Below are 24,253 nucleotides of genomic sequence, written 5' to 3'. Positions count from 1 at the left end.
TTCCAAGGTATAGGCCATATTCCGATCAGGCCAGTGTGGGCGAATCCGAAACTCCGGGTGAGAAAGCCGCACCACCACAATCTAACATCTGGTGCAGTTCCAACGCGCCAGCACTCGGGTGAGGAATGAAATGCGGCTGACGCGCCAGACCAACTACGCCATGCGCATCCTGATGTATTGCGCCGCCAACAACGATCGCCTGAGCCGCATCCCCGAGATTGCGGCCGCCTATTCGGTGTCGGAGCTTTTCCTGTTCAAGATCCTGCAGCCGCTGGTCGAGCATGGCCTGGTCGAGACAGTACGCGGCAGGAATGGCGGCGTGAGGATCGGCCGCCCCGCCGAGCAGATCAGCCTGTTCGACGTCGTACGGGTGACCGAAGAGAGCTTTGCCATGGCCGAATGCTTCGAGAACGACGCCGCCGAATGCCCGCTGGTCGACAGCTGCCAGCTGAATTCGGCGCTGCGCGAGGCGCTCAACGCCTTCTTTGCCGTACTCTCCCGCTACACTATCGCCGATATGGTGGCGGCGCGCCCGAATGTGCGTCATTTGCTCGGCATCGACATGCTGGTCCAGCGAGCTCCGGCCGCCTGAGTTTTCTAGTTTAGGCGGCTGACTGCGGCAAGACGAACGGCATGTTCGCCGCCGGCAACACACCGACCCTTAGCCGACAATCGAACACCTTTTCGATCAGATCGTCGCTCAGCACCTCCTGCGGTGAACCGTCGGCGGCGAGCCGGCCGCGATGCATGACGAAAATCCGGTCGGCATACATGGCCGTCAGATTGAGGTCGTGCAGGATGGCGATCACACCGCCGCCGCGCCGGGCGAAATCGCGGGCGATGTTCATGATGATCAGCTGGTGCTTGATATCGAGGCTGGAGACCGGCTCGTCGAGATAGAGATAGCGCGGCTTGCCGTCCAGCACCGGCGCCCAGACCTGGCACAGCACGCGCGCCAGCTGCACACGCTGTTGTTCGCCGCCCGAAAGCTCCTGATAGAAACGGCCGGCAAAGCCGTCGAGGTCGACCCGCGCCAGCGCCCGCTCGGGCAGACGATCATCTTCGCCCGGCAGAACGCCGGAACGGCCGCCGATAAGGCCGAGCCTGACCACTTCGTGCACGGTGAAGGGAAAGGACAGCGTCGCGGCCTGCGGCAGCACGGCACGCACGGTGGCGGCCTCCACCGGCCTCATCGCCGTGAGATCGCGCCCGTTAACGGCCACTGTCCCCACAAACGCCAGATCGCCCGACAACGCCTTCAAAAACGTCGTCTTGCCCGAGCCGTTGGGTCCGACGATTGCCGCAATTTCGCCCGGCCGCGCGACGAAATCGACATTGGCAACAATGCGCTTGCCGCCGATCGCTACCGAGACATCGCGTGCTTCGATCATGCCGGCCTCATAGGTTTCAAATCTCACAAGTCGATTACGCCGCGCTTGCGCAGCAGGATCCAGAGGAAGAACGGTGCGCCGGCGATCGCGGTGACGATGCCGATCGGCAGTTCGGCCGGGGCCACGACCACGCGGGCAACGGCATCGGCGATCAGCAGCATGGAGGCGCCGAGCAGCGCCGATGCCGGCAAGAGATAGCGATTGTCCGGACCGATCAGCAGCCGCAAGAGATGCGGCACGACGATGCCGACAAAACCGATGCCTCCGCTGACTGCGACAGAGGCGCCGACCGCTGCCGAGACGCCGACGATCGCGGTGTATTTCAGCCGCTGTACCGGGATGCCGAGATGTCCGGCCGTCGCCTCGCCGAGCGCCAGGGCGTTGAGGCCTTTGGCCAGGAACGGCATTGCGGCAAGCGCCAGGATGATGATCGGACCGACGGAAGCGATCTTCGGCCAGGTCGCGCCGCCCAGCGAGCCCAGTTGCCAGAACGTCAGGTCGCGCAACTGCCGGTCGTCGGCCATGAAAATCAGGATACCGGTCAGCGCCATGGCAAGGGCTGCCAGCGCAATGCCGGCAAGCAGCATGGTGGCGACCGAGGTCTGTCCCTGCCGCGTGGCGACACGGTAGAGCACCAGCGTCACCGCAAAGCCACCGCAAAAGGCGGCCAACGGCAAGGCCAAACTGCCGAGCGCCAGAGTGAGCGGCGCCAGCCACGTCGTGCCGAGCACGATGACGGCGACCGCGCCGAGGCTGGAACCGGCTGAAACGCCGATCAGGCCGGGATCGGCGAGCGGATTGCGAAACAGGCCCTGCATGACCGCGCCCGATACGGCCAGCGCCGCACCGATCAGCACGCCGAGCAGCACGCGCGGCATGCGGATATCGTAGACGATCAGCCGGTCGCGGGCGCCAAGCGCGGCGTCGGCCGGCACGGCGCCGGTTAGCCAGTCACGAATGACACCGACGGCCGATGCATCGGAAGCGCCCGACCTCAGAGACAGGAACAGCGAAAGGGCAAGGGCCACGCACAGGAGCAAAATAACCAGGCGCGCGCGCCCGGAACGATCGCCCTCGGCCATCTTGCGCGCCGCGCCGGCGATCGACTGATCCACCATCGGCTCAGTCCGTGACCTGGCTGCCATAGAGCGAGACTGCGAGATCGTGGATGGCATCGGAGGTGCGCGGCCCGAAGCCGAGCAGATAGCTGCCATCCATCAGGATCAGTTTGCGGCCTTCACCGGCCGGCGTCGAGGTGATCGACGGGATGGCAAACAGCTCGGCTGCAATCGGCGGTCCGGCATTTTTCATCGCCAGGATCACGTCCGGCCTGGCGGTTACGATGGCCTCGTCGGACATCTGCTTGTAGCCGGAAAAACCTTCGACGGCGTTGACCGCACCGGCGAGCTTGATGATGCCGTCACCGGCGGTGTCGGTGCCGGCGGCCAGGATCTTGCCGCCCTGGATCGACAGCACGAACAGGATGCGCTTGCGCTGCTTGATCGACGCCGTCTGCTTCTCGGCCGCCTTCAGCTTGGCGTCGGTCTCAGCCACCAGCGTCTCGGCCTTGGCGTCGACGCCAAGCGCCTTGCCGACGATGCGGATCTTTTCCAGGATGCCGTCATGGCTGTAATGCTCGGGCACGTCGATGAACGGAACGCTCGACTTTTTCAGCACATCGACCGCTTCCTTCGGCCCACTGCCATGCAGCGCCAGAATGCCCGAAGGATTGACCGACAACACGCCTTCCGGCGACAGCTGGCGCATATAGCCGACGTCGGGCAGCGCGACCGCGGCGGCGGGGTAGCGGCTGGTCGAATCGCGGGCGACGAGATGACCTTCCTCGCCAAGCGCGTAGACGATCTCGGTGATCGAACCGCCGATCGCCACGATCCGCGACGTGTCGGCAAACACGGCCACGTTCTCGCTGGCCGGCACTGGGGCGGCAATAAACAGCGACAGGCCCATGGCCGCGGCAAGCGTCCTGAACAGTGAAATCATCGTCGTTTCCTCAGGCTGCGGTCGGGCTTGGAATGCGCGGCAGGTTCTCGGCAAGGAACCGCCAGTCGTCGCGCTCGCCCTCGCCTTCATGGCGCTTGCCGAAGAACTGGATGATCATCTTGCCGTCGGCGCCATAGGCTTCGAGCGAGGTGACATGACCGTCCTTGGTCGGTTTGCGCACCGCCCACACCTCCTGGATGTGGTCGGTGCGCAGATGCAGGTGGAACGTCTCGTCCATGACGTTGATCCACGGCCCCATCGGCTTGATCGACTTGACGGGACCGGAATGGATCTGGATGCAGCCTCGGTTTCCGACAAAACACATGATCGGCATGCCGTCGGCGGCGGCATGGTGGAACATGGCGCCGATGGCGTCATTGTCGAGCAGCCAGGCATAGTCCTGGCCGACCATGCGCATGGCCTGGTGGCGGGTGAGCTTCAGCGTTTTCAACATGCCAAAGAACTGGTGGACGTCGGTCAGCCGGCTCCAGCGGTCACGCAGATCGTCGGTGTCTGCGGCAACGCCCGACGTCTCCGCGTCGTCGTCGGCCAGGCCTGCGATAGACACGGTCGCCTCCTGGTTCGGCGATTCGAGTGCGGCCACGAGTTTCTGGTAGGCATAGAGATTGGACGCCGGCCGCAGATGCACCTTGTGCACCGCATCGCCGGCCGCGTCGAAGAATTGCAGGCTGCGGCGGATGTCGCCACCGTCGCGCTTTTCCACGGCAAAGCCATGCGCCCAGACTTTGGGAAAAATGCGCAGGTCGATGTTTTCGCCCAGTACCATGGCATTGTGCGCACCTGTGACAACCTTGTCGTAGACGCCGATCTTCTCGTGCACCGCGCTTTCGTTGCGGGTCAGTGCCATCACTTCGCCAACGGCATCGAGGCCGGTCAGCAGATCGTTGACCCTGGGCTCGACGCGCACGACACCGTCGCCGCAATGCTCGGCGACCAGTTCGGCTTCGGAAATACCGAGCTCGGCGGCAAGATCGCGCTCGCGCGCTTTCGGATTGTCTGCCCGCGCTCGCCGGATTTCATGCGGTGCGGGTTTTACGCGCTGGTCCATGTCCTGCTTACCTGTCCTGCCTGGCGTTTTGGCCTGCCTGGCTGTTTCATCACTTGTTGAGGATGAGCTTGCCCTGGCGGGTGATCTTCAGCCGATAGAGCGCGCCATGGTGCTCGATGCCAATCTCGTGCTCGCCCTGGAACAGCGTGTTGGAGGACAGCGTCCGCACCGCCAGCGGCACCCGGTCGAAGCGGGTCGGCGTCTCCTCGGAACGGCGGACGCGGTAACGGAAGTCGTTGGGATTGTGGGTGTTCATCTCTTTCGATCCCTTTCCTGTGCCGGGCAACTGGCTAGGCGTTGCAAATGCCGATTCATTTCTTGACTTGAATCATCATGTTTATTAGTCAGTGCAATACCGGAATAAATGAGTCAATATTTAAGACGCCGGACGGAATGAAAAAAGCCAGCGAGCGCCAAGCCAGCCAGCGTCGAACCTGGAATTTGGAGTTGGGGCATGGGCTTGGGAAATTCTGGACGACTGGGTCTGGCGAGCACCGGTCCGGTGCATCGGTCTATGGCAAAGGTGGCCTTGCTTGCGGGGGCAGCGACGATCGCGCTGCTGACATCGCCGGTCAGCGCTCAGCAGGCCGCTCAGCCGGCCGCTGACCAGGCCGACCAGACCAGGAAAACCGAGGACACCAAGCCGGCGCCCGCCGGCGCGACCCTGCTGGACAAGATCCTCGTCATCAGCCGCACCGGCGAGACGGCAATCGAATCGCTGGCCTCGGCCAGCCATGTTGACCAGGAACAGCTCGACCGCCGCATGGCGACGACGCCGAACGAAATGCTGCTCGGTGTGCCTGGTGTCGCGGTGCAGGCCGATGCGCGACGCGTCAGCTCCAGCATCAACATCCGCGGCCTGCAGGATTTCGGTCGCGTCGCGGTCATCGTCGACGGTGCCAGGCAGAATTTCCAGCGCTCAGACCACGGCACGCAGTCGACCTTCTATGTCGATCCCGAGCTCATCAAATCCGTTGACGTCATTCGCGGACCGACCGCCAACACCTACGGCTCCGGCGCCATTGGCGGCGTCGTCTTCTTCGACACCAAGGATGCGGTGGATTTCCTCAGACCGGGCGAAACCTGGGCCGGCTCCGTCACCGGGCGCTATGAAAGCAACGGCAAGGGCTGGACCGCCAGCGCCAGCGGCGCCTACAAATTCAACGACGATTTGGATGTGCTGGGCAACATCGTCTACCGCGACTACGGCGACTACAAGAATGGCAGCGGCGACACCGTCGCCGGTACCGGTTTCGACGTGCTGAGCGGCCTGCTCAAGACCACAATCCGCCCGAGCGAGAACAGCGAATTGAAGCTCGGCTGGGTCGGCTCGAGCGACGGCTGGACGGAAACCAGCGGCGGCGTGCCGGCCAACGACGTCGACCTGAAGTCGAGCACCTTCACCGCCCGCTACAACATCACTGACGACGCCAGGAGTTGGCTCGATCTCCACATCAACGCCTCCTACAACAAGACCAATCTCGACCTCGCCACGCTGGTCCCGCAGAACCGCTTCGATCCGTCGACCGGCCTTCCCGTGCTGCTGCCCGTCGGTTCGACCTCGACCTTCGACGTTGGCACGGCCGGCGTCGACATCTGGAACACGTCGCGCTTCGAAACAGCCGGTGTTGCGCACGAATTGACCTATGGCGGCGACTGGGTGGGTGACGATGTCGAGACCGGCGGCACCGCCGGCGGCGACAGCTTCTACACCCCATCGGGCAAGCGTAGTGTTTCGGGCGCCTACATCCAGGACAAGCTCACCTGGGACTGGCTCGAGGTCATTGCCGGGCTGCGTTACGACAATTACAGCCTGGAGGATTCCGACAATGGAACGTCAGGTGATCGTCTGTCGCCGCGCATCACCGTTGGTGTCACGCCCTTCGAAAGCGCCAGCCTGGCGGGCCTGCAGTTCTATGGCACCTACGCCGAAGGCTATCGCTCACCCTCGCTGACCGAAACGCTGATCAGCGGCAACCATCCGGCAGGCGTCACCTTCCCGTTCCTGCCCAACCCAAACCTGCGGCCTGAAACCGGCAAGACCACCGAGTTCGGCGTCAACTACAAGCTGAACGACCTTATCGAGGCCGGCGACGCGTTCCGGCTCAAGGCCGCCTACTTCCACAACGATGTCGACGACTACATCGAAGGCGTCACACTGTCGGCATTCGACCCGACCAGCGGCTGCCCGTTCGGCCCCGGCATTCCGATCTGCTTCCAGTACCAGAACGTCGCCCAGGCCAAGATAAACGGCTTCGAACTGGAAAGCGTCTACGATGCCGCCTGGGGTTATGCCGGGCTCTCCGCCTCGATCACCAACGGCCACACCATCTCCGATGAAGGTGAGCGCGCCGACCTTGCCACCATCCCGTCCTCGCAGGTCACCGGGCAGCTCGGCTTCCGCTTCCTTCAGGACAAGCTGACCGTCGGCGGCGAGGTGCAGTACAACGGCAAGCCGAAGGGCAACCCCGTAGCCAAGGATTATACTCTGGTCAACGCCTTCGCCAGTTACCAGGCCACCGACAATCTGAAGGTGGACTTCCGCGCCGACAATTTGTTCGACGTCAAATACACCAACCCGCTGAACGGCGGCACCACCGCCGTCATCTATGAACCCGGCATCACGCTGAAGCTGGCCGCAACCATGCGCTTTGGAGGCTGACACCCATGACAAGTTTGACGGCATCGCTTCGGCTCCTGACCTCGACGCTGGCGATGTCGCTTGGCTTGATGCCGGCGTGGGCTCAGTCCGCGCCGGCTCCGCAACTCAGCCTCGAGCTCAATGCCGCGCAGCCCTCCGAAAAGGGTTGCCGCCTGACCTTCGTCGTCAACAATGCGCTCGGCGCCGATCTTTCCAAGGCGGCATTCGAAATCGCGCTGTTCAACGAGGCCGGCATTGTCGACCGCCTGAGCGTGCTCGACTTCAAGGACCTGCCGGCCGGCAAGACCAAGGTGATCCGCTTCGACCTCGCCGGCACCGACTGCACCAAACTCAGCCGCGTGCTGATCAACAGCGCCACCGAATGCGCCGGCGTCGAACCGGGCGCCTGCATGCGCGGCCTGAAGACGCAGACCAAGACCGGTATCGCATTCGGCGTTTGAGGTGGGTCTGCATCCCGCCTTCCTGCACGACAATGCGACACGACCCGTCGCAGCTCCGCCGTTATGGCCGGCAACCGATCTTGATTTGACAATCCCGCCGCGCTCGCGGCAGGTCTCGCCGCGAACCATGCAGGACATCACCCCCCTCCCCGACGCCGGCAACGAACCGGCGATAACAATGGACGAGCTCGTACAGCCGGCGGCCGCGGACCGCAAATGGACTGTGGCGATCGTCGCGTCCTGCCTGCTCCATGCCGCTGCCGCAGCGGCGTTCATGGTCGCACCCGCCGGGACATTCGATACCGGAAAGGCAATACAGGCCGAAGGCGCCGATCGATCAGGCGCAGACGTCCTCGGCACCGCTTTGCAAAACCCGGTACCCGACGCAGTGGATGTTACCCTGGTAACCGATCCTCAGCCGGCCAACCCCGTCCAACCCACGCCGCAAACCGAGGCGCCTCAAGCCGTAGAGGAGCCGGCGGCGCCCAAATCTGCGCCGGAAGCTGCCAAGCAGGTAGTCGTCGCTCCGGATGCACCGACGGCTGCCATCCCGGATGATCAAAGTGTCGCCCCGGAGGGTGAGACGCCTGCACCGTCACCGGTTCAAACGCAGAGTTCGGAGGCGTCTCCCGCCAATGAGCCTGCCGTTGAATTGCCTACCGCGAGGCCACCAGTCCCAAGCCCGAGGCCAAGTACATCAATATCAGGCGCACCAATACCGGGAGAGACTGGCGGCACGGCAGATGGCGAGGAGCGCGAGGCAACGGCGGTTGCCAGCAAAGGCGGAAAACAGGGCGCGGCGGGCAATTCGATGGAATCCGGCTACAGCGTTGAAGTTCAGAACAAGCTTGTCCGCGCCAACCGCCACGTTTCGAAGGCGGTTCAAGCCAAGGCTCGCAACAATGCCAGGGTCTATTTCGTCGTCATGGCCGACGGCAGCGTCAGCGACTTGCAGCTTGTCGAAAGTTCAGGGTCTGCCGAGCTAGACCAATTCGCTTTGAAACTGGTGCGCCAGCAAGCCCCGTTCCCGCCCATTCCACCCGAGACCGGATTATCAAGTTGGGTGTTCAGGGCGCGGATCGGTCCGTTTTAACCAGCTCGCAGACCTTCGCCAAATGTCGTCGTCCACCAATTCAAGAGGAAGCCCAATGTACATCGCCATGAACCGCTTCAAGGTCCAGAACGGCTCGGAGACTGCCTTCGAGGATGTCTGGAAGAACCGCGATTCCAGCCTTTCGAAGATGGAAGGCTTCAGGGAATTCCACTTGCTGCGCGGCCCGGTCAACGAGGCCGAGGGTTACACGCTGTTTGCCTCGCACACGGTGTGGGCAAGCCATGAGGATTTCGTCGCCTGGACCAAATCCGAGAATTTTCGCGCCGCCCATCGCAACACCGGCACCTCGAAGGTGCATTATCTCGGCCATCCGCAGTTCGAAGGCTTTTCGGTTGTCGAAGGCGCCTGATTGAGATTTCACCCGTCGACGAGATCTGACGACCTGCAGATGCCGTCATGTTCCGGTTGAATTCCGGCCGCCCAGTCGCCGAAGCCACTGGGCAATGTGCAGGCGCAGCCGCCGCCAGGGCTGTCCGCGTGTCAGGTAGCGCGCCAACCGCGGATCACCGGCCAGCTCCGGGAACTGGCGCACATGCTGCATCAGGAATGCAGGTATGAAATTTCGCCCGTTGAGATCGCTGAGCCAGGCAGAATTCGCCAGCAAATAGTCTGCGGCATCCGCCGCCAACACGCTCCTGTAGCTCCTGTATGCAGGCGTTTGCCGCACATTGCCGCCGGCAAAGGCAGTTCCGGTGGACAGGTTGGAGCCATGCAGGCGATAGAGGCCGAGACCTTCTGACAGGATGAGGCTGCCGCCGGCCTGGTGCGCGAGTGTCGCCGTCAGATAATCCGTCCCGACCTTGGCCTTGAACGGGAAGGACAATACCGGTTCCAGCGCGCCACGCCGGTACATGATCGCCGAGCATGGCGACCACAGCCAGCCCGTCACCGCAGGTGCGAAATAGGTTACCGGATGCTCCGATGCGTAGGCGATCCCGGGCGCCATGCCGGCAAGCCGGCCACCGGGCGCGATGGCGACGCCACTGCGATCCGCTCCGGACCGCGGTTTGCGCAAGGCAAGGAAGGTACCGCCCAGCAAGGTGCCGTCGCCATCGACAAGGAACACATCGGAACTCGACAGTGCGGCCGAATGCGTCGTGTTGAGGTGGGCGGACAGATGCGCCAGGAGAAAATCCGGCAGCCACACGTCATCGGAATCCAGAAACGCGACGAAAGGCGCGGCGGTTGCGGCAAAGCCGTCGCGGAATCCCGCGATCTGCCCACCATTCTCCGTGCGCGCCATCAGGCGCAGGCGCGGGTCGTCTATATCCCTTAGGAGCTGGCGGACTTGGTCGGCCGAGCCGTCCGTCGAGGCATCGTCGACGATGACGCATTCCCAATTCCGGTAGGTCTGCGCAAGCACCGAGCGGATCGCCTGTTCGACGTACGGCCGATAGTTGAAGCAGGTGATGACCACCGCCACCCGCGGCAGCTCAAACGGTCGGGACGTGTCTTCCATCTTTTCCGCTGCCCGCTCGAGTTGCTGTCTATCCCTTGCGCATACCCTTGCAAGTCGACGCAGGCAAGCGAGCCGCGAAAAGTCGCCTAGGCCGCCGCAAGCAGGCTGGCATTGCCGCCGGCAGCCGTGGTGTCGACGCAGACAGCGCGTTCATGCGCATAGGCCGCCGGGTTGAGCACCTCGCTGACCAGCGGCACGATCGGCCCGCTGCGGTCGGCAATGACCTTGCGCACGATCCGCGCCGCCTCGGGCCTGCCCGAGAAGGCGACGACATCGACGCGCAGCGAACGCGCTTCGACTGGGTCTGGCCGACCGTCTATGGCCGCCAGCGGCAGTCCCTTGCCGGTCAGTGCCGACAGTGCCGCCGGCGCGCCCGGCGCCACGGCCAGCACTGCATTGCCGGCGGCCAGCGCCTGGATCGTCTGGGCAAGCAGCGTTTCGGCGTCCGGACCGAGGCACAGCACCCGGCCGCGCGGCGACAGCGACAGCGTGTTGGCCTCGCCGGTCGGTCCGGGCAGGTCGACCTGGCCGAAATCAATGGCGGCTGCAGCGCCGATCGCTGCAGCGCCCTTGCCGCGCAGATGCTTTCTCAAGATGGCGATGCGGTCCGGCCGCGTCGACCAGCCGCCAAGCGTCGGATCGGGCAGATTGTCGGCCAGTTCGGTCGCCGTCACCTTGTGGCCCTCGGCAATCTCCGTGCCCGCCTCCGGCCCCTTGCGGAACCGCCGGAGATAATGCGGCCCGCCGGCCTTCGGCCCGGTGCCCGAAAGCCCCTCGCCGCCAAAGGGCTGCGAGCCGACGACGGCGCCGATCTGGTTGCGGTTGACATAGATGTTGCCGGCATGGATGCCGTCGACGAAATGCTGGACGCGGCCTTCGATGCGGGTGTGCAGGCCGAAGGTCAGGCCATAGCCTTTGCGGTTGATGGCGGCGATGACGGCGTCGATCCCGTCGGCGTCGAAGCTGGCGACATGCAGCACCGGACCGAACACTTCGCGCTCCATCTCCTCGATGCCTTTGACCCGGAACACATGCGGCGCAACGAAGCGGCCATCTTTGGGTGCTTCGAGCTTGGCGATCAGCCGGCCCTGCAGCCCCATTTTGGTGCAATACTCGCGGATCGAGTTCTGCGCCTCGTCATCGATGACCGGCCCAACATCGGTCGAAATCTGCCAGGGATCGCCGATGGTGAGCGCTTCCATGGCGCCTTTCAGCATCTCCAGCATCTTCTTCTCGACATCCTTTTGCACGTAGAGCACGCGAAGCGCCGAACAGCGCTGGCCTGCACTCTGGAAAGCCGATGCCAGTATGTCGCGCACCGCCTGTTCGGGCAGTGCTGTGGAATCGACGATCATGGCATTGAGACCGCCGGTCTCGGCGATCAGCATGGCGTCCGGCGCGGCCGTCTCGGCCAGTTGCTTCTCGATCAGCTTTGCAACCTCGGTCGAGCCGGTGAAGCAGACGCCGGCAATGCGCGGATCCGCAGTTAGCGGTCCGCCGACCGCCGGACCGTCGCCCGGCAGAAGCTGGATGACATCTTCCGGAACGCCGGCCTCGCGCAGCAGCTCGACGGCGCGGAAGGCGATCAGCGGCGTCTGTTCGGCTGGCTTGGCGATGACCGAATTGCCGGTGACGAGCGCTGCCGCGATCTGGCCGGTGAAGATGGCGAGCGGGAAATTCCACGGCGAAATGCACACGATCGCGCCGCGCGCCTCGGTGCCCGCTTCGTTGTTGGCCGCTTCGGCAGCGTTGTAGCGCAGGAAGTCGACGGCTTCGCGCACTTCGGCCACGCCGTCGGCCAGCGACTTGCCGGCTTCCCTGGTGGCGAGCGCGAAAAACTCGACCGCATTGGCCTCATAGAGGTCGGCCGCGCGGTTGATGATGGCGGCGCGCTCGGCGACGGGGCGTTTTGCCCAGGCCGGCTGCGCCTCCACCGCGAAGCGCACCGCGGTCGCTACCTGCTTGGCAGCGGCTTCAGCGACCGTGCCGACGATCTCGGCAGGCTTTGCCGGATTGACCACCGGGCGCTGCTTGCCGTAGCCGGCGGCGCGCGTCATCGGCTTGGCATGCCAGCGCTCGGGCCCGGCAAAGGCCGCCTTGGCCTTGTCGATCGCCGCCAGCGTCACCGGATCGGTGATGTCGAACCCCTTCGAGTTGCGCCGACCAGCGCCGAAGATCGTCGCAGGACGAGCGATTGCCGGATTGGCGGCGGGGCCCTGGCTCTCGACCGTCTCGAGCGGATCGCGCGCAATATCCTCCGGCTCGACGTCCTCGTCGGTGAGCTGATGGACGAAGGAGGAGTTGGCGCCATTCTCCAGCAGGCGGCGAACCAGATAGGCCAAGAGGTCGGAGTGCGCGCCGACCGGCGCATAGATGCGGCAGCGCGTGCCTTCGGCCCGGCGCACCGTCTCATGCAGCGCTTCGCCCATGCCGTGCAGGCGCTGGAATTCGAAAGCGTCACGGTTGTCAGCCATCGACAGGATGGCGGCGACGGTATGGGCATTGTGCGTGGCGAATTGCGGATAGATGCGGTCGGTCATCGACAGCAACTTTTTGGCGCAGGCCATGTAGGAAACATCGGTGTTGGCCTTGCGGGTGAAGACGGGGTAGCCGGAAAGCCCCAGCGTCTGTGCCCGCTTGATCTCGGTGTCCCAATAGGCGCCCTTGACCAGCCGCACCATGATGTTGCGGTCGTACTTTTCCGCCAGCGCATAGAGCCAGTCGATGGTGAAGGCCGCGCGCGGGCCGTAGGCCTGGACGACGACGCCAAAGCCATTCCAGCCGGCAAGCTCCGGCTCGGACAACACACGCTCGATCACATCGAGCGACAGGTCGAGCCGGTCGGCCTCCTCGGCGTCGATGTTGAGGCCCATGCGCGAATGGCGTGCGGCCAGCGCCAGCGACAGCAGCCGCTCGGCCATCACCGGCAGCATCTTTTCCTTCTGTGCCTCTTCGTAGCGCGGATGCAGCGCCGACAGTTTGACCGAGATGCCGTGGTTCTGGCGGATATCGGGACCGTTGGAGCCTGAATCGAGCGAGGAGATCGCATCGGCATAGGCCTTATGGTAGCGCAGCGCATCGGCCTCGGTGCGGGCCGCCTCGCCCAGCATGTCGAAGGAATAGAGATAACCTTTCTGGATCATCGACTTGCCGCGCTTGACGGCTTCCGCAATATTGCGGCCAAGCACGAACTGCTCGCCCATTTCGCGCATGGCGGCGGCGACCGCCTTGCGGATCACCGGTTCGCCCAGCCGGCGAACCATCGAGCGCAGCGTGCCTTCAATGCCGCCCTCGCCCTCATCGAGCACACGGCCGGTCAGCATCAGCGCCCAGGTCGAGGCATTGACGAAGATCGAGCTCGAACCGCCCGAATGCGCCGACCAGTCATGCGGTGCGATCTTGTCGGCGATCAGGTCGTCCATGGTCTCGGTGTCAGGCACGCGCAGCAGTGCCTCGGCCAGGCACATCAGCGCCACGCCTTCCTTGGTGGAGAGGCCGTAGGCCGAGAGAAAAACCTCCATCAGCCGCGGGTCGGACGAGCCGCGCACCGCGCGCACCAGATCCGCGGCACGGGCCGAGACGGCTTTGCGGTCATCGGCCGAAAGTTCTGTCGCGGCAGCCAGGCGCTTCACAGCCGCGTCTTCGTCGGGCAGGTAGTTGGCGCGGATCTGCTGGCGGATGGTGTCGAGCGGCATGGCGGTCCTGCGGAGCAAGCATCTGGGAGCGGGCCGGCGGTCGCCGGACCGAATGGCGCAAGCTAGCACAGAGCCGCATTTCCGGCCGGTCCAAAGAAATCGACATGGCAGGCCGAATGATCTATCATTGCGGCTCAATTGTTATCAGATGGGCTGTGATATCCGTGACAGAAGACCGATTGGACCGCATCGACAGAAACATCCTGTCGGCGCTGGCGCGCGACGGGCGGCTGTCCATGTCGGAACTGGCCGGCAAGGTCGGCCTGTCGAAGACGCCGGTGCAGGCGCGGGTGAAGCGCCTGGAGAAGGACGGCTATATCAGGGGCTATCAGGCGATCATCGATCGCGAGCGCATGGGCGAAGGCCATGTCGCCTTCGTCCAGGTCAAACTGTCGGACACACGCTCGGCCGCGCTCGATGCTTTCAATCGCGCGGTGCAGGCCGTGCCGGAGATCGAGCAGTGCCACATGATGGCGTCGAGCTTCGATTATCTCCTGAAAGTCCGTACCACCGACATCGCCGCCTATCGCCGTGTTCTCGGTGAGCGCATCTCGGCGCTCCCCCACGTCGCCCAGACCTCGACCTTCGTGGCGATGGAGACGGTGAAGGATCGCTAGCTCACTCCGACAGCGTCTTCAAAAACGCCACCAGCGCCGCGCGTTCGCGGTCCGACAGCTGCAGCGGGTGGACCTCGGAGGTGCCCTCGACGCTCGCCTCCGCCTTCGCATAGTGCGCCACCACCTCCTCCAGCGTGGAGAACTGTCCGGCATGCATATAGGGCGGCCGTGTCGCCGCGCCCCTGAGCGACGGCGTCTTGTAGGCACGCATCAGTTCGGGTGCTGCCTTGACGATGAAGCGCAGCTCGCCGCAGGCGCCGGCGTCGCCATCGCGGAAGGCGCCGAAGCAGTTGAATGGGTCGGCCTGAACCTGGGCCACCGCATCGAAACGGCCGCGATCCAATGGCAAATCCCTGACCGGCGGCACGCCGGTGTTGTGGAAAGCGTTGTCGGTGAAGCGCGGGCCGTTATGGCAGGTGACGCAATTGGCCTTGCCGATGAACAGTTTCAGTCCGAGCATCTCCTCCGGCGAAAAGGCATCGTCGGCTTTCGGCTTGGCGCCTGACACAAGATCGATGGCAAAGCGGTCAAAGCGTGTCTGTGCCGGTTCGATCGACCGTTCGAAGGCAGCGATCGCCTTGCCGATATTGGAAAAGACGCGGTTGACGCCCTCAGCCTGAGTTGGGGTCATCGCCTTCCAGGCCGCCTGCTCGGCCTCGTTGCCAAGCGGGCTGGCGTTGGCCGGCACGGCGGAAAGATCCGGCAGTGGCCCGAAGATGCGCTCGTAGCGCGCACCAAAGCGCTTCTGGATGTAATGGGCGAAGGCGGCGCGGTTTCCCGCCTGCTCGAGCGGATTTTCCAGCGGCGTCAGCGCCTGCGCCCACAGGCTGTCGCGCCGCCCGTCCCAGAAGAACCACGGATTGCGGGCGATGCCGGCCAGCGGCATCGAGCGCCTGTTGGTGCGGCCGACACCGACGGATTGCGGCAGGTCATCCTGGAACTGCCGGTCGATCTTGTGGCAGGTCGAGCAGGATACGTTACCGTCACGGCTCATGCCCTGGTCGAAGAACAGAGTGGAGCCCAGGGCGGCGGCGGCTGGCACGTCGGCGAAGCGGTTGGTGGTGTCAGGTTTGAGCGCCGGCAAGGTGTTCAGCGCCAGCGAAGCGATGGTCTTCTTCTCGGCATCGGAAAAATCCGGTTTGCCGCAGCCGGCAACGAGCACGACCGCCGCCAATGCCAGAAGGCGCAACAGGCCGTTCATCCGCTCACAGCACCACGTTGAAGACGACCGTGTCGGAACCGGCCGCCGCCGAAATGGCGAAGCGCAACTGCCACACGCCGCTCATGGTGAATTTCAGCCCCTCGATGCGGTAACGCCCCTCGCCAAGATAATCGGTCGCCTGCGGACTGGTCGGCAAGCCGTGATTGTGCTGCGGCATGCCGCCGGACACCGAGATCGCCGCACCTTCCACGGAATCGCCGTTGACCGTCTTCAGGGTCAGCAACCAGGATTGCAGTTCGCCTTGCCGGATAACGCCGCGTTCCGGCTGAATGCTGGCGACAAACAAGCCGTTCGCCGTCTTCTTCGAGCGCGAAACATCGGGGCTCGGCGCCGACTGCGGCGCGGTCAGATAGACGATCGCCAATATGCCAGCCAGCAAGGCGGCCAGACCAACGCCCGCAAGAAGATAACGCCATATCGATGCCAAACCGGTTCCTCTTCTGGACATAACGTCTCGGGAAGCAATTCGCGTCCCGCCGCTTCTGTGGGAAAACGCTTCTGGCGCAAAAAACCGCCGCCGCCAAGCATGGCGCTGCCGGCCGCAAAAAGCTACAGCAGCGAACTGGTCCGGAGACAGATACATGGCAGCAGACGGCGTCGCTTCGATCGGTGAATGCATGCTCGAGCTGTCCGGCCAGGCCGGGCCGAACTGGCGCATGGGCTTTGCCGGCGACACGTTCAACACGTTGTGGGCGCTGCATGCGCTGAGCGGCGAGCGGCCGGCGACCTATGTCTCGGCCTTCGGCGACGATCCCTTCTCGCAGGGCCAGATTTCGTTCTTCGCCGAAAACGGCATCGACATCGGCGCCAGCCCGGTCATCCCAGGCGCGCGGCCCGGCCTCTACGCCATCACCTTGACCGGCGCCGAACGCGCCTTCACCTACTGGCGCAGCGACGCGGCGGCCAGGCGGCTCGCCTCGGACCCGGCCGCCTTGGCAAAAAGCCTTGAAAACCAGGCTCTTGTGTATTTTTCCGGAATCACTTTGGCAATTCTGGATGCCGCCGCGCGCAAGACGTTGCTGGCGGAAGTGTCCAAGGCGCGGGCTGCCGGTTCGCTCGTCGCCTTCGACCCCAACTACCGGCCGCGCCTGTGGCAGAGCCGCGAGGAGGCGCAAGCCGCGATCCTCGACGCGCTTGCCGTCGCCGACATCGCGCTGCCGACCTTTCCCGACGAGCAGATGCTGTTTGGCGACTCGGCACCGCAAGCGACCGCCGAGCGGTTCGGAAAACTGGTCGGCGAAGTCGTCGTCAAGAATGGCGAGGAACCCGCGCTGATCGCCACTGGCGGAGCCCTGCAGCCGGTTCCGGCCCAGCATGTCGCCACCCCGGTCGACACCACCGGCGCCGGCGATTCCTTCAATGGCGGCTATCTCGCCGCCCGGCTTGCCGGCCATGCCCCGGCGGATGCCGTGCAGCGCGCGCATCGCGTCGCCGCCGCTGTCGTGCAGGTGCGAGGCGCGCTGGCGCCGTTCGAGGTTCTAAGAACCGCTTTCGAGGGCTAAGACCTTAGGGAAGCCTGAAACGATATTCCGTCACCTGATGATAGATCTGGCCCGGCCACAGCGTGGCCTGTGGGAAATAAGGCCGGTTCGGCGCGTCGGGCCAGGTCTGCGCTTCCAGGCAAAAGCCGGAAAACGCCTTGTAGCGCCGTCCGTCCAGGCCGCCCGAGGTTGGCGCGACATACTGGCCGGTGTAGAGCTGCAGGCCAGGCTCTGTGGTCCAGACCTCCATCTCGACGCCGGAATTGGCGCCTTGCGCCCACGCCACATGGTGAAGCGGGCCCCGGGCTGACGCCAGGCAAAAATTGACGTCGTAGGGAAGCTGCTCGCCTTCCGTTTCCATGCGCAGCGGCCGCGCCTGGCGGAAGTCGAAGGGCGTGCCGTCGACAGGTTTGACCACGCCGGTCGGGATCATCTCGCCATCGACCGGCGTATAGGCGCCGGCATTCAGCATCAGCCGGTGGTCGAGAATGTCACCGGCGCCGCCATCGTCGAGATTGAAATAGGAATGCTGCGCCAGATTGCACAGCGTCGGCTCCTCGCAAGTGGCGGTCAGTTCCATCGAGAGCGTGCCGGGAATCTTCAGCCGGTAGGTGCAGGTGACGTCGAGCGCGCCGGGAAAGCCCATCGTGCCCTCGGGATCGTGCAGGGTCAGGGTGACAAAATCCCGGCCGTGCAGCGAAACCGTCCACGGCCGGTGGAAGAAGCCCTCCGAGCCGCCATGCAGCGTGTGCTTGCCGAGGAAATTGCGCTCGGTCTGGTAGCGCTGGCCGGCAATGGTGAAGCGGCCGTCGCGGATGCGGTTGGCATAGCGGCCGACGACCGCGCCGAAGAAGGCCCGGTCAGTCTCGTAAGGCTCGAAGCGATCGTAGCCCAGCACCAGCGGCGCATCGTGGCCGGCGAGCCGCAGATCCTGGATGATTGCGCCGAGCCCGATGATGTTGGCGCTGATGCCGCCGCCCCGGATGGTGAAACGGCGAACGGGTTCGCCTGCCTGCGTCGTGCCGAAGACTTCGCCGTCCTTCATCGCTATGTCCAAATGCTAATTCGTCGATCTATCGACTTAGAGCAATTCCAGGAAAAGTGTGAAACGGTTTTCCGTCCGGAATTGCAAAAAACAAAGAACTGGAGCGGTTCGGCGATTCCGTGAAACGCTGAACCGCTCCAGTCCGGCTGAATGTCGTCTGGCAAGGGCAGGCGCGCGGCCTGCCCCCGTCAATGATTTAGAGGCCGAGACCCCCGATGCAGACATATTTGGTGTCGAGGTAATCCTCGATGCCCTGGTGTCCGCCTTCCTTGCCGAGGCCCGATTCCTTGACGCCGCCGAACGGCGCTTCCGGCGTGGTGATCAGGCCTTCATTGACGCCGACCATGCCGTATTTCAGGCCTTCCATGACCCGGAAGGCGCGGCCGAGATCGCCGGTATAGAAATAGGCGGCAAGGCCGAACTCAGTGTCGTTGGCAAGCGCAATGGCTTCCTCCTCGGTCTCGAACTTGAACACCGGGGCGATCGGGCCAAAAATCTCTTCCTTCATGAAGCGCATGTCAGGCTTCGCATCGGCGATGACGGTCGGCTGGAAGAATGAGCCGCCAAGCGCGTGGCGCTTGCCGCCGGCAACGACCTTGCCACCCTTCGACGTGGCGTCGGCGATGAATTCCTCGACCTTCTCGACCGCCTTCACGTCGATCAGCGGTCCCTGCTGCACGCCCTCTTCCAGGCCCGAGCCAACTTTCAGCGCATTGCTGGCAGCGGCCAGCTTCTCGACAAACTTGTCGTAGATGCCGGCCTGCACCAGGAAGCGGTTGGTGCACACGCAGGTCTGGCCTGAATTGCGGTATTTGGCGGTGATGGCGCCGGCGACGGCGCGATCGAGGTCGGCATCGTCGAAGACCAGGAACGGCGCATTGCCGCCGAGTTCCATCGAGACCTTCTTGACGGTGACGGACGACTTCTGGATCAGCAGCTTGCCGATCTCGGTCGAGCCGGTGAAGGTGATCTTCGACACCAGCGGATTGGCGCAGATCTCGTCGCCGATTTCGCCGGCAGCACCCGTCAGGATGTTGATGACGCCCTTTGGGAAGCCGACTTCCTCGGCGAGCGCGCCCCATGCAAGGCCGGAATACGGCGTCTGCGAGGCCGGCTTGACCACGGCGGTGCAGCCGGCGGCAAGCGCGGGGCCAAGCTTGCGGGCAAGCATCGAGGAGGGGAAATTCCACGGCGTGATGGCGGCAATGACGCCGACCGGCTCCTTGGTCACCAGGATGCGGCGATCGCCCCATGGCGATGGCACGACATCGCCATAGGTGCGGCGGCCTTCCTCGGCAAACCACATGATGTAGGCGGCAGCCGAACCGATCTCGCCCTTGGATTCGGCGAGCGACTTGCCCTGCTCGATGGTGAGCAGTTCGGCCAGCACATCCTGATTATCCATCATCGCGTCATGCAGCTTGCGCAACAGCTTCGAGCGCTCCAGCGCGGTCGTCTTGCGCCAGGTCTTGAAGGCTTCGCTTGCGGCTTCGATGGCGCGGCGGGTTTCCGCCTTGCCCGACTTCGGCACGGTGCCGATCTTGAGACCGGTGGCCGGGTTGTTGACGTCGACCGTTTGGCCGCTGTCGGCCTGCACCCATTCGCCATTGATGAGATTGGCCTGGCGCATGAAATGGCTGGTTTTCTGCAGCATGGTCTAGCCTCCGTTCGGCGCACTGACGGGCCGGTTTCCTGGATCTCTTGAACGAGCGTGCACAATGGCGGCGGAGCCGACACGCTGAAGCCACTGCTCTTTACCTAGGGCAAGCCCGGCAAGCAATTGCAAGATGGCATATAGGCTTTGGGCCAGCCCAACGCCAGAGAAAATTCACATGTAAATTAGTTTGGGCCGCAGCCTTGCCAAAGACCAGCCTTGCCAAAGACCAGCCTTACAGAAGACCAAGCCTACCCAAAGACATGAACCACCACCGTCAGCCAAAAGGCGGTTGTAACAACCGCGCTTGCCGTGGCGATGGTCATCTGGTTCGACGCCAGCGCCTGGCCGGTGTTGAACTGCACGGCGATGAGATAGGAATTGATGCCGGACGGCAGCGCCGCCACCACGACCGCCACTTTGGCCGTCAAGGGCGGCAGGCCAAACAGCCAGACCAGGCCGAGCACCAGCGCCGGCATCAGGAACAGTTTCAGCGTCGACAGCGCCAGCGCCGGTCGGATGTTACCGGAAATGCCGAAACGGCGCAGGCTGAGCCCCATAGCGAACAGCGCCACCGGCCCGGCGGTGTTAGCCAGCGCATCGGCCAGTCGCATGGCAAGGTTCGGCAGCGGCGCGCCGGTGAGGCGCCATGCCAGCCCGGCCAGGATGCCGATGATCAACGGATTGGTGAACAGTCTTCTCAGAAAGCTCTGGATGATGCGCAGCGGGTGTACGGGCTCGCTGCCGCCGCGGCCAAATATCTCGAACATGATGATCGAAGCCATCATCATGGTCGGCAGATGCACGGAAACGAGCAGCGACAGCACTTCGAATCCGCTGGACCCGAATACGCCGAGAACGAAGGGAATGCCCAGCAACACCACATTCGAGAAGGATGACGACACTCCACCGACGATGCCGGTGCGCGCGTCCCGCCCAAAGATCCGTGTCGTCACCAGATGGCCGGCGGCCCATGTCATTGCAACCGCCGCGAAATAAGCACCCCACAGCGACCAGGGCGCCACGCCGTGGAAATCGGAATTCACCATCGTCCGAAACAGCAGCAGCGGCATCGCCACGTTGATGGCGAATTCGGAGATGCCGTCCCCGCTGGCCGGTTTCAGATAGCCGGTGAGCCCGGTGACATAGCCGAGCGCGACGAGGCTGAAGACGAAAAGAACGGTTTCGGTGAGCGGAGACATTTTTCAGGGATAGGCGAGCCCGGATTCCAGCGCAATCGCCATGATCTTCAGAAACTGATCCTCGATCCGCCCGGCGCCTGAATTTGATCATGGTCGGGTGGCAGCGCTATACAGGCTTGGGATCATCAGGGCGGACACACAGCGAATGGTTGCGACGCCGAAACAGCGTCATTTCAGACAGGGGTGGCTGGTCGGACAAGTGTGGCTGGTCAGACAGGGGTGGCTGGCGGGTTTCGTCGCTATACTGCTTTGCCTTGGCGTATCTGAGGCCCAGGCCGCCGAGACCAAAAGTCTCAGGGGCGTGGCGCTGATCATCGGCCAGTCGAAATACGAACACATCGCAGCCCTTGCCAACCCGGCCAACGACGCCCGCGACATGGCCAAGATGCTGACCGACCTCGGCTTCGACGCCCGCAACGTCACCGATCGCGATGCCGCCAAGCTGAAGCGCGATCTCGATCGGTTTGTCGAGGACGCCGAAGGCGCCGACGTCGCCTTCATCTATTATTCCGGCCACGGCATCGAGGCGGGCGGCGAGAATTATCTGGTGCCGGTCGATGCCGACGTCTCCTCGTTGAAAAATGCCGGTGAGGCGCTGGTGGCGATTTCAGCCGTCATGGACGAGCTGAAAAAGACCGTGCCGGTGACGATCGTGCTGCTTGACGCCTGCCGCACCAACCCGTTTCCGCCGGGCGCGGTCGTGCGACGCGGGCCGACGGCTTCCGCCGAGCCTGTCGGCGCCGGCGGGCTGGAACCGGTGCGCGGCGCAAAAGCCCTCGCCGATGCCTCATTGGATAATGCCAGCCTGGGAACCGTGGTCGGCTTCGCCGCTGAGCCGGGCCGACCCGCACTTGATGGCGCCGCCGGCGAAAACAGCCCCTACGCCGCCGCCCTGCTGCGCCACCTCACCGCGATGAAAGGCACGGAATTCGGCTCGGTCATGCGCATGGTCACCGAGGAGGTCTATCTCGACACCAAGGCAAAGCAGCGCCCCTGGGTCAGCGAGAGTCTGCGTCGCCTGCTCTATTTCGGCGTCGCGCCGCCGGAACCGACCGGCGACGACGGGCTGATCACCGGTGAGCGGCGGCAATTGCTGCTGACCATTTCCGACCTGCCCGATCCCAAACGGGCTCAGGTGGAGTTGGCTTCTCTGCAGGACGGCGTGCCCCTTGACGCGCTCTACGGCGTGCTCAAGGCGCTCGGCACGGAAAAGATCCCTGAGGATCCCAACGACCTGCAGAAGGTGCTGGACAGCCAGGCCGAGCGTCTGAAGAAGATGATGGCCGAGCGCGCCGCGCTGCGCACCGACGATCCCGAGATCAGTCGCCTGGTCGCATCCGCCGACAAGGCCATAGGCCAGGGCGCCATGGTGACGGCGCGCAAATTCCTCGACGACGCGGTCGGCCGGATCGAGGAAAACAGCGGTGCGGTCGACGAGGCCGAGGACCTGCTCCGGCAAAAGCGCATCGCCGACGCCGCCATCTATGCCAAACGCGCCGACGCCGCCGCGCTGGTCTTCGACTACAAATCCGCCGCCAACGACTATGCCAAGGCGTATTCGTTGGTCGAGAAGTGGGACGAAAAGCTGCGCTGGAACTACAAGAACCAGGAGGCCGAGGCGTTGAACGCTCATGGCTACGCCACCGGCGACCTCGATGCGCTGCAGCACTCCATCGAGGCCTATCGCACCATCTTGAACTTCATCCCCAACGGCGAACAGAATCGCGACTGGGCAATCACCCGCAACAACATGGCGGTGGTGCTGCAGACCATTGGAGAGCGCGAAACCGAGACTGCGCATCTCGAAGAAGCAGCGGTGATTTTCCGCGATTCGCTGGTGGTGTTCGAGCGCGAGAAGGACGACCGCAACTGGGCCGCGGCGCAGAACAACCTGGCCAACGTGCTTCTGAAGATCGGCGAACGCGAGAGCGACCCGAAGCGTCTCAATGAAGCGGTGGCGGCGACGCGCGCCACCCTTGAGAAGCGTCCGCGCGACAAGCTGCCGTTGGACTGGGCCGGTTCGCAGAACAATCTAGGCCTCGCGCTCTATGCACTCTCCGAGCGTGAGCCTGCCGGCGAGCATCTCACCCAGGCGGAAGCAGCCTACCGGCTGGCGCTTGAGGAATACACACGCGAGAAAGCACCCGTGGAATGGGCGATGGTCGAGAACAATCTCGGCAACACGCTTGTAACGCTTGGCATCCAGCTCAACGACAAGGCGAAGATCAACGAGGCGGCCGACGCGTTTCGCGCCGCGCTGGAAGTGCGAACCCGCGAAACTTTCCCGGTGTCCTGGGCGACCAGCCGCCTCAACCTGGGCAATGCGCTGAGCGGTATCGCCCGCTTCGATATGGGCACGGCTACGCTCGAGGAAGCTGCTGCTGCCTATGACGACGCTCTGACGGTGTTTACCCGCAAGCGCTTCCCGATGGACTGGGCGTCAGCCCAGAACAATCTCGGCTCGATCTATCAGACGCTGGGCCAGCGCACGCGTGATGCGGCCAAGCTGGAACAGTCGGCGGCAGCCTTCCAGGCGGCACGGCAGGTCTATGTCAGGCGGAAGTTCCCGCAGGACTGGGCGATGAGCTACTACAATCTCGGCAACACGCTGCAGCTTCTCGGCGGCGTCACCGACAAGCCCGAGCATTACAGCGAGGCGGTCGACGCCTACGGCAATGCGTTGCGCGAGTACAAGCGCGAGACCAACCCGCGGCAATGGGCAATGGCCCAGACCGGCCTGGGCTCGACGCTGCACTGGTTGAGCATGAGCAATGGCGATGCCAAGACGCTGCAGGATTCGATTGCGGCGCGGCGGGCAGCGCTCGAAATACTCACCATCGAGGCCGCGCCGGTCGACTGGGCCAACGCTCAAAATGGCATCGGTATGAGCCTGCTCAATCTCGGCAATCTCCAGCGGACCGACAAATATCTCAACGACGCCGAAGCGGCGTTCACGGCGGCGCTGAAGGTGTTTACGCGCGAAAGTCAGCCGCTGCAGTGGGCCTTCGAGCAGAACAATATCGGCGACGTCCACTGGAACCGCGCCAGCTATGGCGCGGGCAAGCCGGAATATCTCAAGGCGATCGAATTCTTCGAGAACGCCAAGCAGGGCTTCACCGAAGCCGGCTACACGATCCCTATCCCGCTCACCGATCAGAAGATCGAGCTGGCGAAGAAGCAAATGGCGAAAATGTGAAGCGA

At 63.9% G+C, this 24,253-nt stretch carries 20 protein-coding genes; 8 read left to right on the top strand and 12 right to left on the bottom strand.

From position 1 onward, the window contains the following. Positions 1 to 130 precede the first annotated feature (130 nt). Positions 131 to 592 (top strand): iron-responsive transcriptional regulator RirA, encoded by a 462-nt coding sequence (gene rirA, locus NLY43_RS30810; protein ID WP_023672640.1) that lies wholly within the window; start codon positions 131 to 133, stop codon positions 590 to 592. Positions 593 to 602: 10 nt separating this feature from the next. Here rirA and NLY43_RS30805 read toward each other — a convergent pair whose 3' ends face one another. The 5 genes from NLY43_RS30805 to hemP are packed head-to-tail and all read right to left on the bottom strand — an operon-like array spanning position 603 to position 4,717. Then, positions 603 to 1,391, bottom strand: coding sequence for a heme ABC transporter ATP-binding protein (locus tag NLY43_RS30805; protein ID WP_023710739.1), 789 nt, complete (start codon positions 1,389 to 1,391; stop codon positions 603 to 605). Positions 1,392 to 1,414: 23 nt separating this feature from the next. Further along, positions 1,415 to 2,509, bottom strand: a complete 1,095-nt coding sequence (locus NLY43_RS30800) for a FecCD family ABC transporter permease (RefSeq protein WP_023710740.1) — start codon at positions 2,507 to 2,509, stop codon at positions 1,415 to 1,417. 4 nt (positions 2,510 to 2,513) lie between these two features. Further along, the gene (locus NLY43_RS30795; RefSeq protein ID WP_023710741.1) at positions 2,514 to 3,392 is read right to left on the bottom strand and encodes a heme/hemin ABC transporter substrate-binding protein; all 879 of its coding nucleotides are present in this window, start codon (positions 3,390 to 3,392) and stop codon (positions 2,514 to 2,516) included. Positions 3,393 to 3,402: 10 nt separating this feature from the next. Then, positions 3,403 to 4,461 carry a hemin-degrading factor gene (locus NLY43_RS30790; RefSeq protein ID WP_023697659.1) on the bottom strand — a complete coding sequence of 353 codons (1,059 nt, stop codon included), beginning with the start codon at positions 4,459 to 4,461 and terminating at the stop codon, positions 3,403 to 3,405. A gap of 49 nt (positions 4,462 to 4,510) precedes the next feature. Next, on the bottom strand, positions 4,511 to 4,717 hold the full coding sequence (hemP, locus tag NLY43_RS30785; RefSeq protein WP_023673860.1) for a hemin uptake protein HemP: 207 nt from the start codon (positions 4,715 to 4,717) through the stop codon (positions 4,511 to 4,513). A gap of 258 nt (positions 4,718 to 4,975) precedes the next feature. Between hemP and NLY43_RS30780 the strand changes: the two genes are divergently transcribed. From NLY43_RS30780 to hmuQ, 4 genes are all read left to right on the top strand, one after another. Beyond that, complete coding sequence (locus NLY43_RS30780; protein WP_245263963.1) at positions 4,976 to 7,123, top strand: TonB-dependent hemoglobin/transferrin/lactoferrin family receptor; 2,148 nt, start codon at positions 4,976 to 4,978, stop codon at positions 7,121 to 7,123. A 5-nt stretch (positions 7,124 to 7,128) separates the two neighbouring features. After that, positions 7,129 to 7,563: a hypothetical protein gene (locus tag NLY43_RS30775; protein ID WP_023710743.1), complete on the top strand. Its 435-nt coding sequence runs from the start codon at positions 7,129 to 7,131 to the stop codon at positions 7,561 to 7,563. A 223-nt stretch (positions 7,564 to 7,786) separates the two neighbouring features. Continuing rightward, positions 7,787 to 8,656, top strand: a complete 870-nt coding sequence (locus NLY43_RS30770; protein ID WP_245263964.1) for an energy transducer TonB family protein — start codon at positions 7,787 to 7,789, stop codon at positions 8,654 to 8,656. Positions 8,657 to 8,711: 55 nt separating this feature from the next. Beyond that, entirely contained in the window at positions 8,712 to 9,026 is a 315-nt protein-coding gene (gene hmuQ, locus NLY43_RS30765) for a heme-degrading protein HmuQ (protein WP_023688161.1), read from the top strand. Between the two features lie 45 nt (positions 9,027 to 9,071). On the opposite strand, the gene NLY43_RS30760 is transcribed toward hmuQ, so the two are convergent. Both NLY43_RS30760 and putA read right to left on the bottom strand, forming a co-directional pair. After that, positions 9,072 to 10,136, bottom strand: coding sequence for a glycosyltransferase (locus tag NLY43_RS30760; RefSeq protein ID WP_023710744.1), 1,065 nt, complete (start codon positions 10,134 to 10,136; stop codon positions 9,072 to 9,074). An 86-nt stretch (positions 10,137 to 10,222) separates the two neighbouring features. Further along, positions 10,223 to 13,831 (bottom strand): bifunctional proline dehydrogenase/L-glutamate gamma-semialdehyde dehydrogenase PutA, encoded by a 3,609-nt coding sequence (gene putA, locus NLY43_RS30755; protein ID WP_023710745.1) that lies wholly within the window; start codon positions 13,829 to 13,831, stop codon positions 10,223 to 10,225. A gap of 164 nt (positions 13,832 to 13,995) precedes the next feature. On the opposite strand from putA, the gene NLY43_RS30750 reads away from it, so the two are divergent. Further along, positions 13,996 to 14,448 carry an Lrp/AsnC family transcriptional regulator gene (locus tag NLY43_RS30750; RefSeq protein ID WP_023710746.1) on the top strand — a complete coding sequence of 151 codons (453 nt, stop codon included), beginning with the start codon at positions 13,996 to 13,998 and terminating at the stop codon, positions 14,446 to 14,448. A gap of 1 nt (position 14,449) precedes the next feature. On the opposite strand, the gene NLY43_RS30745 is transcribed toward NLY43_RS30750, so the two are convergent. Beyond that, complete coding sequence (locus NLY43_RS30745; RefSeq protein WP_023710747.1) at positions 14,450 to 15,649, bottom strand: cytochrome-c peroxidase; 1,200 nt, start codon at positions 15,647 to 15,649, stop codon at positions 14,450 to 14,452. Between the two features lie 4 nt (positions 15,650 to 15,653). Next, positions 15,654 to 16,328, bottom strand: a complete 675-nt coding sequence (locus NLY43_RS30740) for a FixH family protein (protein WP_245263965.1) — start codon at positions 16,326 to 16,328, stop codon at positions 15,654 to 15,656. Between NLY43_RS30740 and NLY43_RS30735 the strand changes: the two genes are divergently transcribed. Beyond that, positions 16,252 to 17,172, top strand: a complete 921-nt coding sequence (locus NLY43_RS30735; RefSeq protein WP_023710748.1) for a sugar kinase — start codon at positions 16,252 to 16,254, stop codon at positions 17,170 to 17,172. The genes NLY43_RS30740 and NLY43_RS30735 overlap by 77 nt on opposite strands. Before the next feature lie 4 nt (positions 17,173 to 17,176). Here the strand turns inward: NLY43_RS30735 and NLY43_RS30730 are convergent, their stop codons facing one another. The 3 genes from NLY43_RS30730 to NLY43_RS30720 form a co-directional block, all read right to left on the bottom strand. Next, positions 17,177 to 18,202, bottom strand: coding sequence for an aldose epimerase family protein (locus NLY43_RS30730; protein WP_023710749.1), 1,026 nt, complete (start codon positions 18,200 to 18,202; stop codon positions 17,177 to 17,179). Between the two features lie 190 nt (positions 18,203 to 18,392). Beyond that, complete coding sequence (locus NLY43_RS30725; RefSeq protein WP_023670445.1) at positions 18,393 to 19,850, bottom strand: NAD-dependent succinate-semialdehyde dehydrogenase; 1,458 nt, start codon at positions 19,848 to 19,850, stop codon at positions 18,393 to 18,395. Between the two features lie 251 nt (positions 19,851 to 20,101). Then, positions 20,102 to 21,052 carry an AEC family transporter gene (locus NLY43_RS30720; RefSeq protein WP_023681741.1) on the bottom strand — a complete coding sequence of 317 codons (951 nt, stop codon included), beginning with the start codon at positions 21,050 to 21,052 and terminating at the stop codon, positions 20,102 to 20,104. A 145-nt stretch (positions 21,053 to 21,197) separates the two neighbouring features. Between NLY43_RS30720 and NLY43_RS30715 the strand changes: the two genes are divergently transcribed. After that, the gene (locus NLY43_RS30715; protein WP_023710750.1) at positions 21,198 to 24,248 is read left to right on the top strand and encodes a caspase family protein; all 3,051 of its coding nucleotides are present in this window, start codon (positions 21,198 to 21,200) and stop codon (positions 24,246 to 24,248) included. Positions 24,249 to 24,253: the final 5 nt, after the last annotated feature.

The organism is Mesorhizobium sp. C416B, assembly GCF_030323165.1.
In the GTDB taxonomy this organism is placed as follows: domain Bacteria; phylum Pseudomonadota; class Alphaproteobacteria; order Rhizobiales; family Rhizobiaceae; genus Mesorhizobium.
This window is presented reverse-complemented; position numbering and strand designations above follow the sequence as displayed.

Coding starts and splice junctions, on each gene's coding strand:
- rirA (WP_023672640.1), top strand. CDS start 131: ATGCGGCTGACGCGCCAGACCAACTACGCCATGCGCATCCTGATGTAT.
- NLY43_RS30805 (WP_023710739.1), bottom strand. CDS start 1,391: ATGATCGAAGCACGCGATGTCTCGGTAGCGATCGGCGGCAAGCGCATT.
- NLY43_RS30800 (WP_023710740.1), bottom strand. CDS start 2,509: ATGGTGGATCAGTCGATCGCCGGCGCGGCGCGCAAGATGGCCGAGGGC.
- NLY43_RS30795 (WP_023710741.1), bottom strand. CDS start 3,392: ATGATTTCACTGTTCAGGACGCTTGCCGCGGCCATGGGCCTGTCGCTG.
- NLY43_RS30790 (WP_023697659.1), bottom strand. CDS start 4,461: ATGGACCAGCGCGTAAAACCCGCACCGCATGAAATCCGGCGAGCGCGG.
- hemP (WP_023673860.1), bottom strand. CDS start 4,717: ATGAACACCCACAATCCCAACGACTTCCGTTACCGCGTCCGCCGTTCC.
- NLY43_RS30780 (WP_245263963.1), top strand. CDS start 4,976: ATGGCAAAGGTGGCCTTGCTTGCGGGGGCAGCGACGATCGCGCTGCTG.
- NLY43_RS30775 (WP_023710743.1), top strand. CDS start 7,129: ATGACAAGTTTGACGGCATCGCTTCGGCTCCTGACCTCGACGCTGGCG.
- hmuQ (WP_023688161.1), top strand. CDS start 8,712: ATGTACATCGCCATGAACCGCTTCAAGGTCCAGAACGGCTCGGAGACT.
- NLY43_RS30760 (WP_023710744.1), bottom strand. CDS start 10,136: ATGGAAGACACGTCCCGACCGTTTGAGCTGCCGCGGGTGGCGGTGGTC.
- putA (WP_023710745.1), bottom strand. CDS start 13,831: ATGCCGCTCGACACCATCCGCCAGCAGATCCGCGCCAACTACCTGCCC.
- NLY43_RS30745 (WP_023710747.1), bottom strand. CDS start 15,649: ATGAACGGCCTGTTGCGCCTTCTGGCATTGGCGGCGGTCGTGCTCGTT.
- NLY43_RS30735 (WP_023710748.1), top strand. CDS start 16,252: ATGGCAGCAGACGGCGTCGCTTCGATCGGTGAATGCATGCTCGAGCTG.
- NLY43_RS30740 (WP_245263965.1), bottom strand. CDS start 16,328: ATGCGCCAGTTCGGCCCGGCCTGGCCGGACAGCTCGAGCATGCATTCA.
- NLY43_RS30725 (WP_023670445.1), bottom strand. CDS start 19,850: ATGCTGCAGAAAACCAGCCATTTCATGCGCCAGGCCAATCTCATCAAT.
- NLY43_RS30720 (WP_023681741.1), bottom strand. CDS start 21,052: ATGTCTCCGCTCACCGAAACCGTTCTTTTCGTCTTCAGCCTCGTCGCG.
- NLY43_RS30715 (WP_023710750.1), top strand. CDS start 21,198: ATGGTTGCGACGCCGAAACAGCGTCATTTCAGACAGGGGTGGCTGGTC.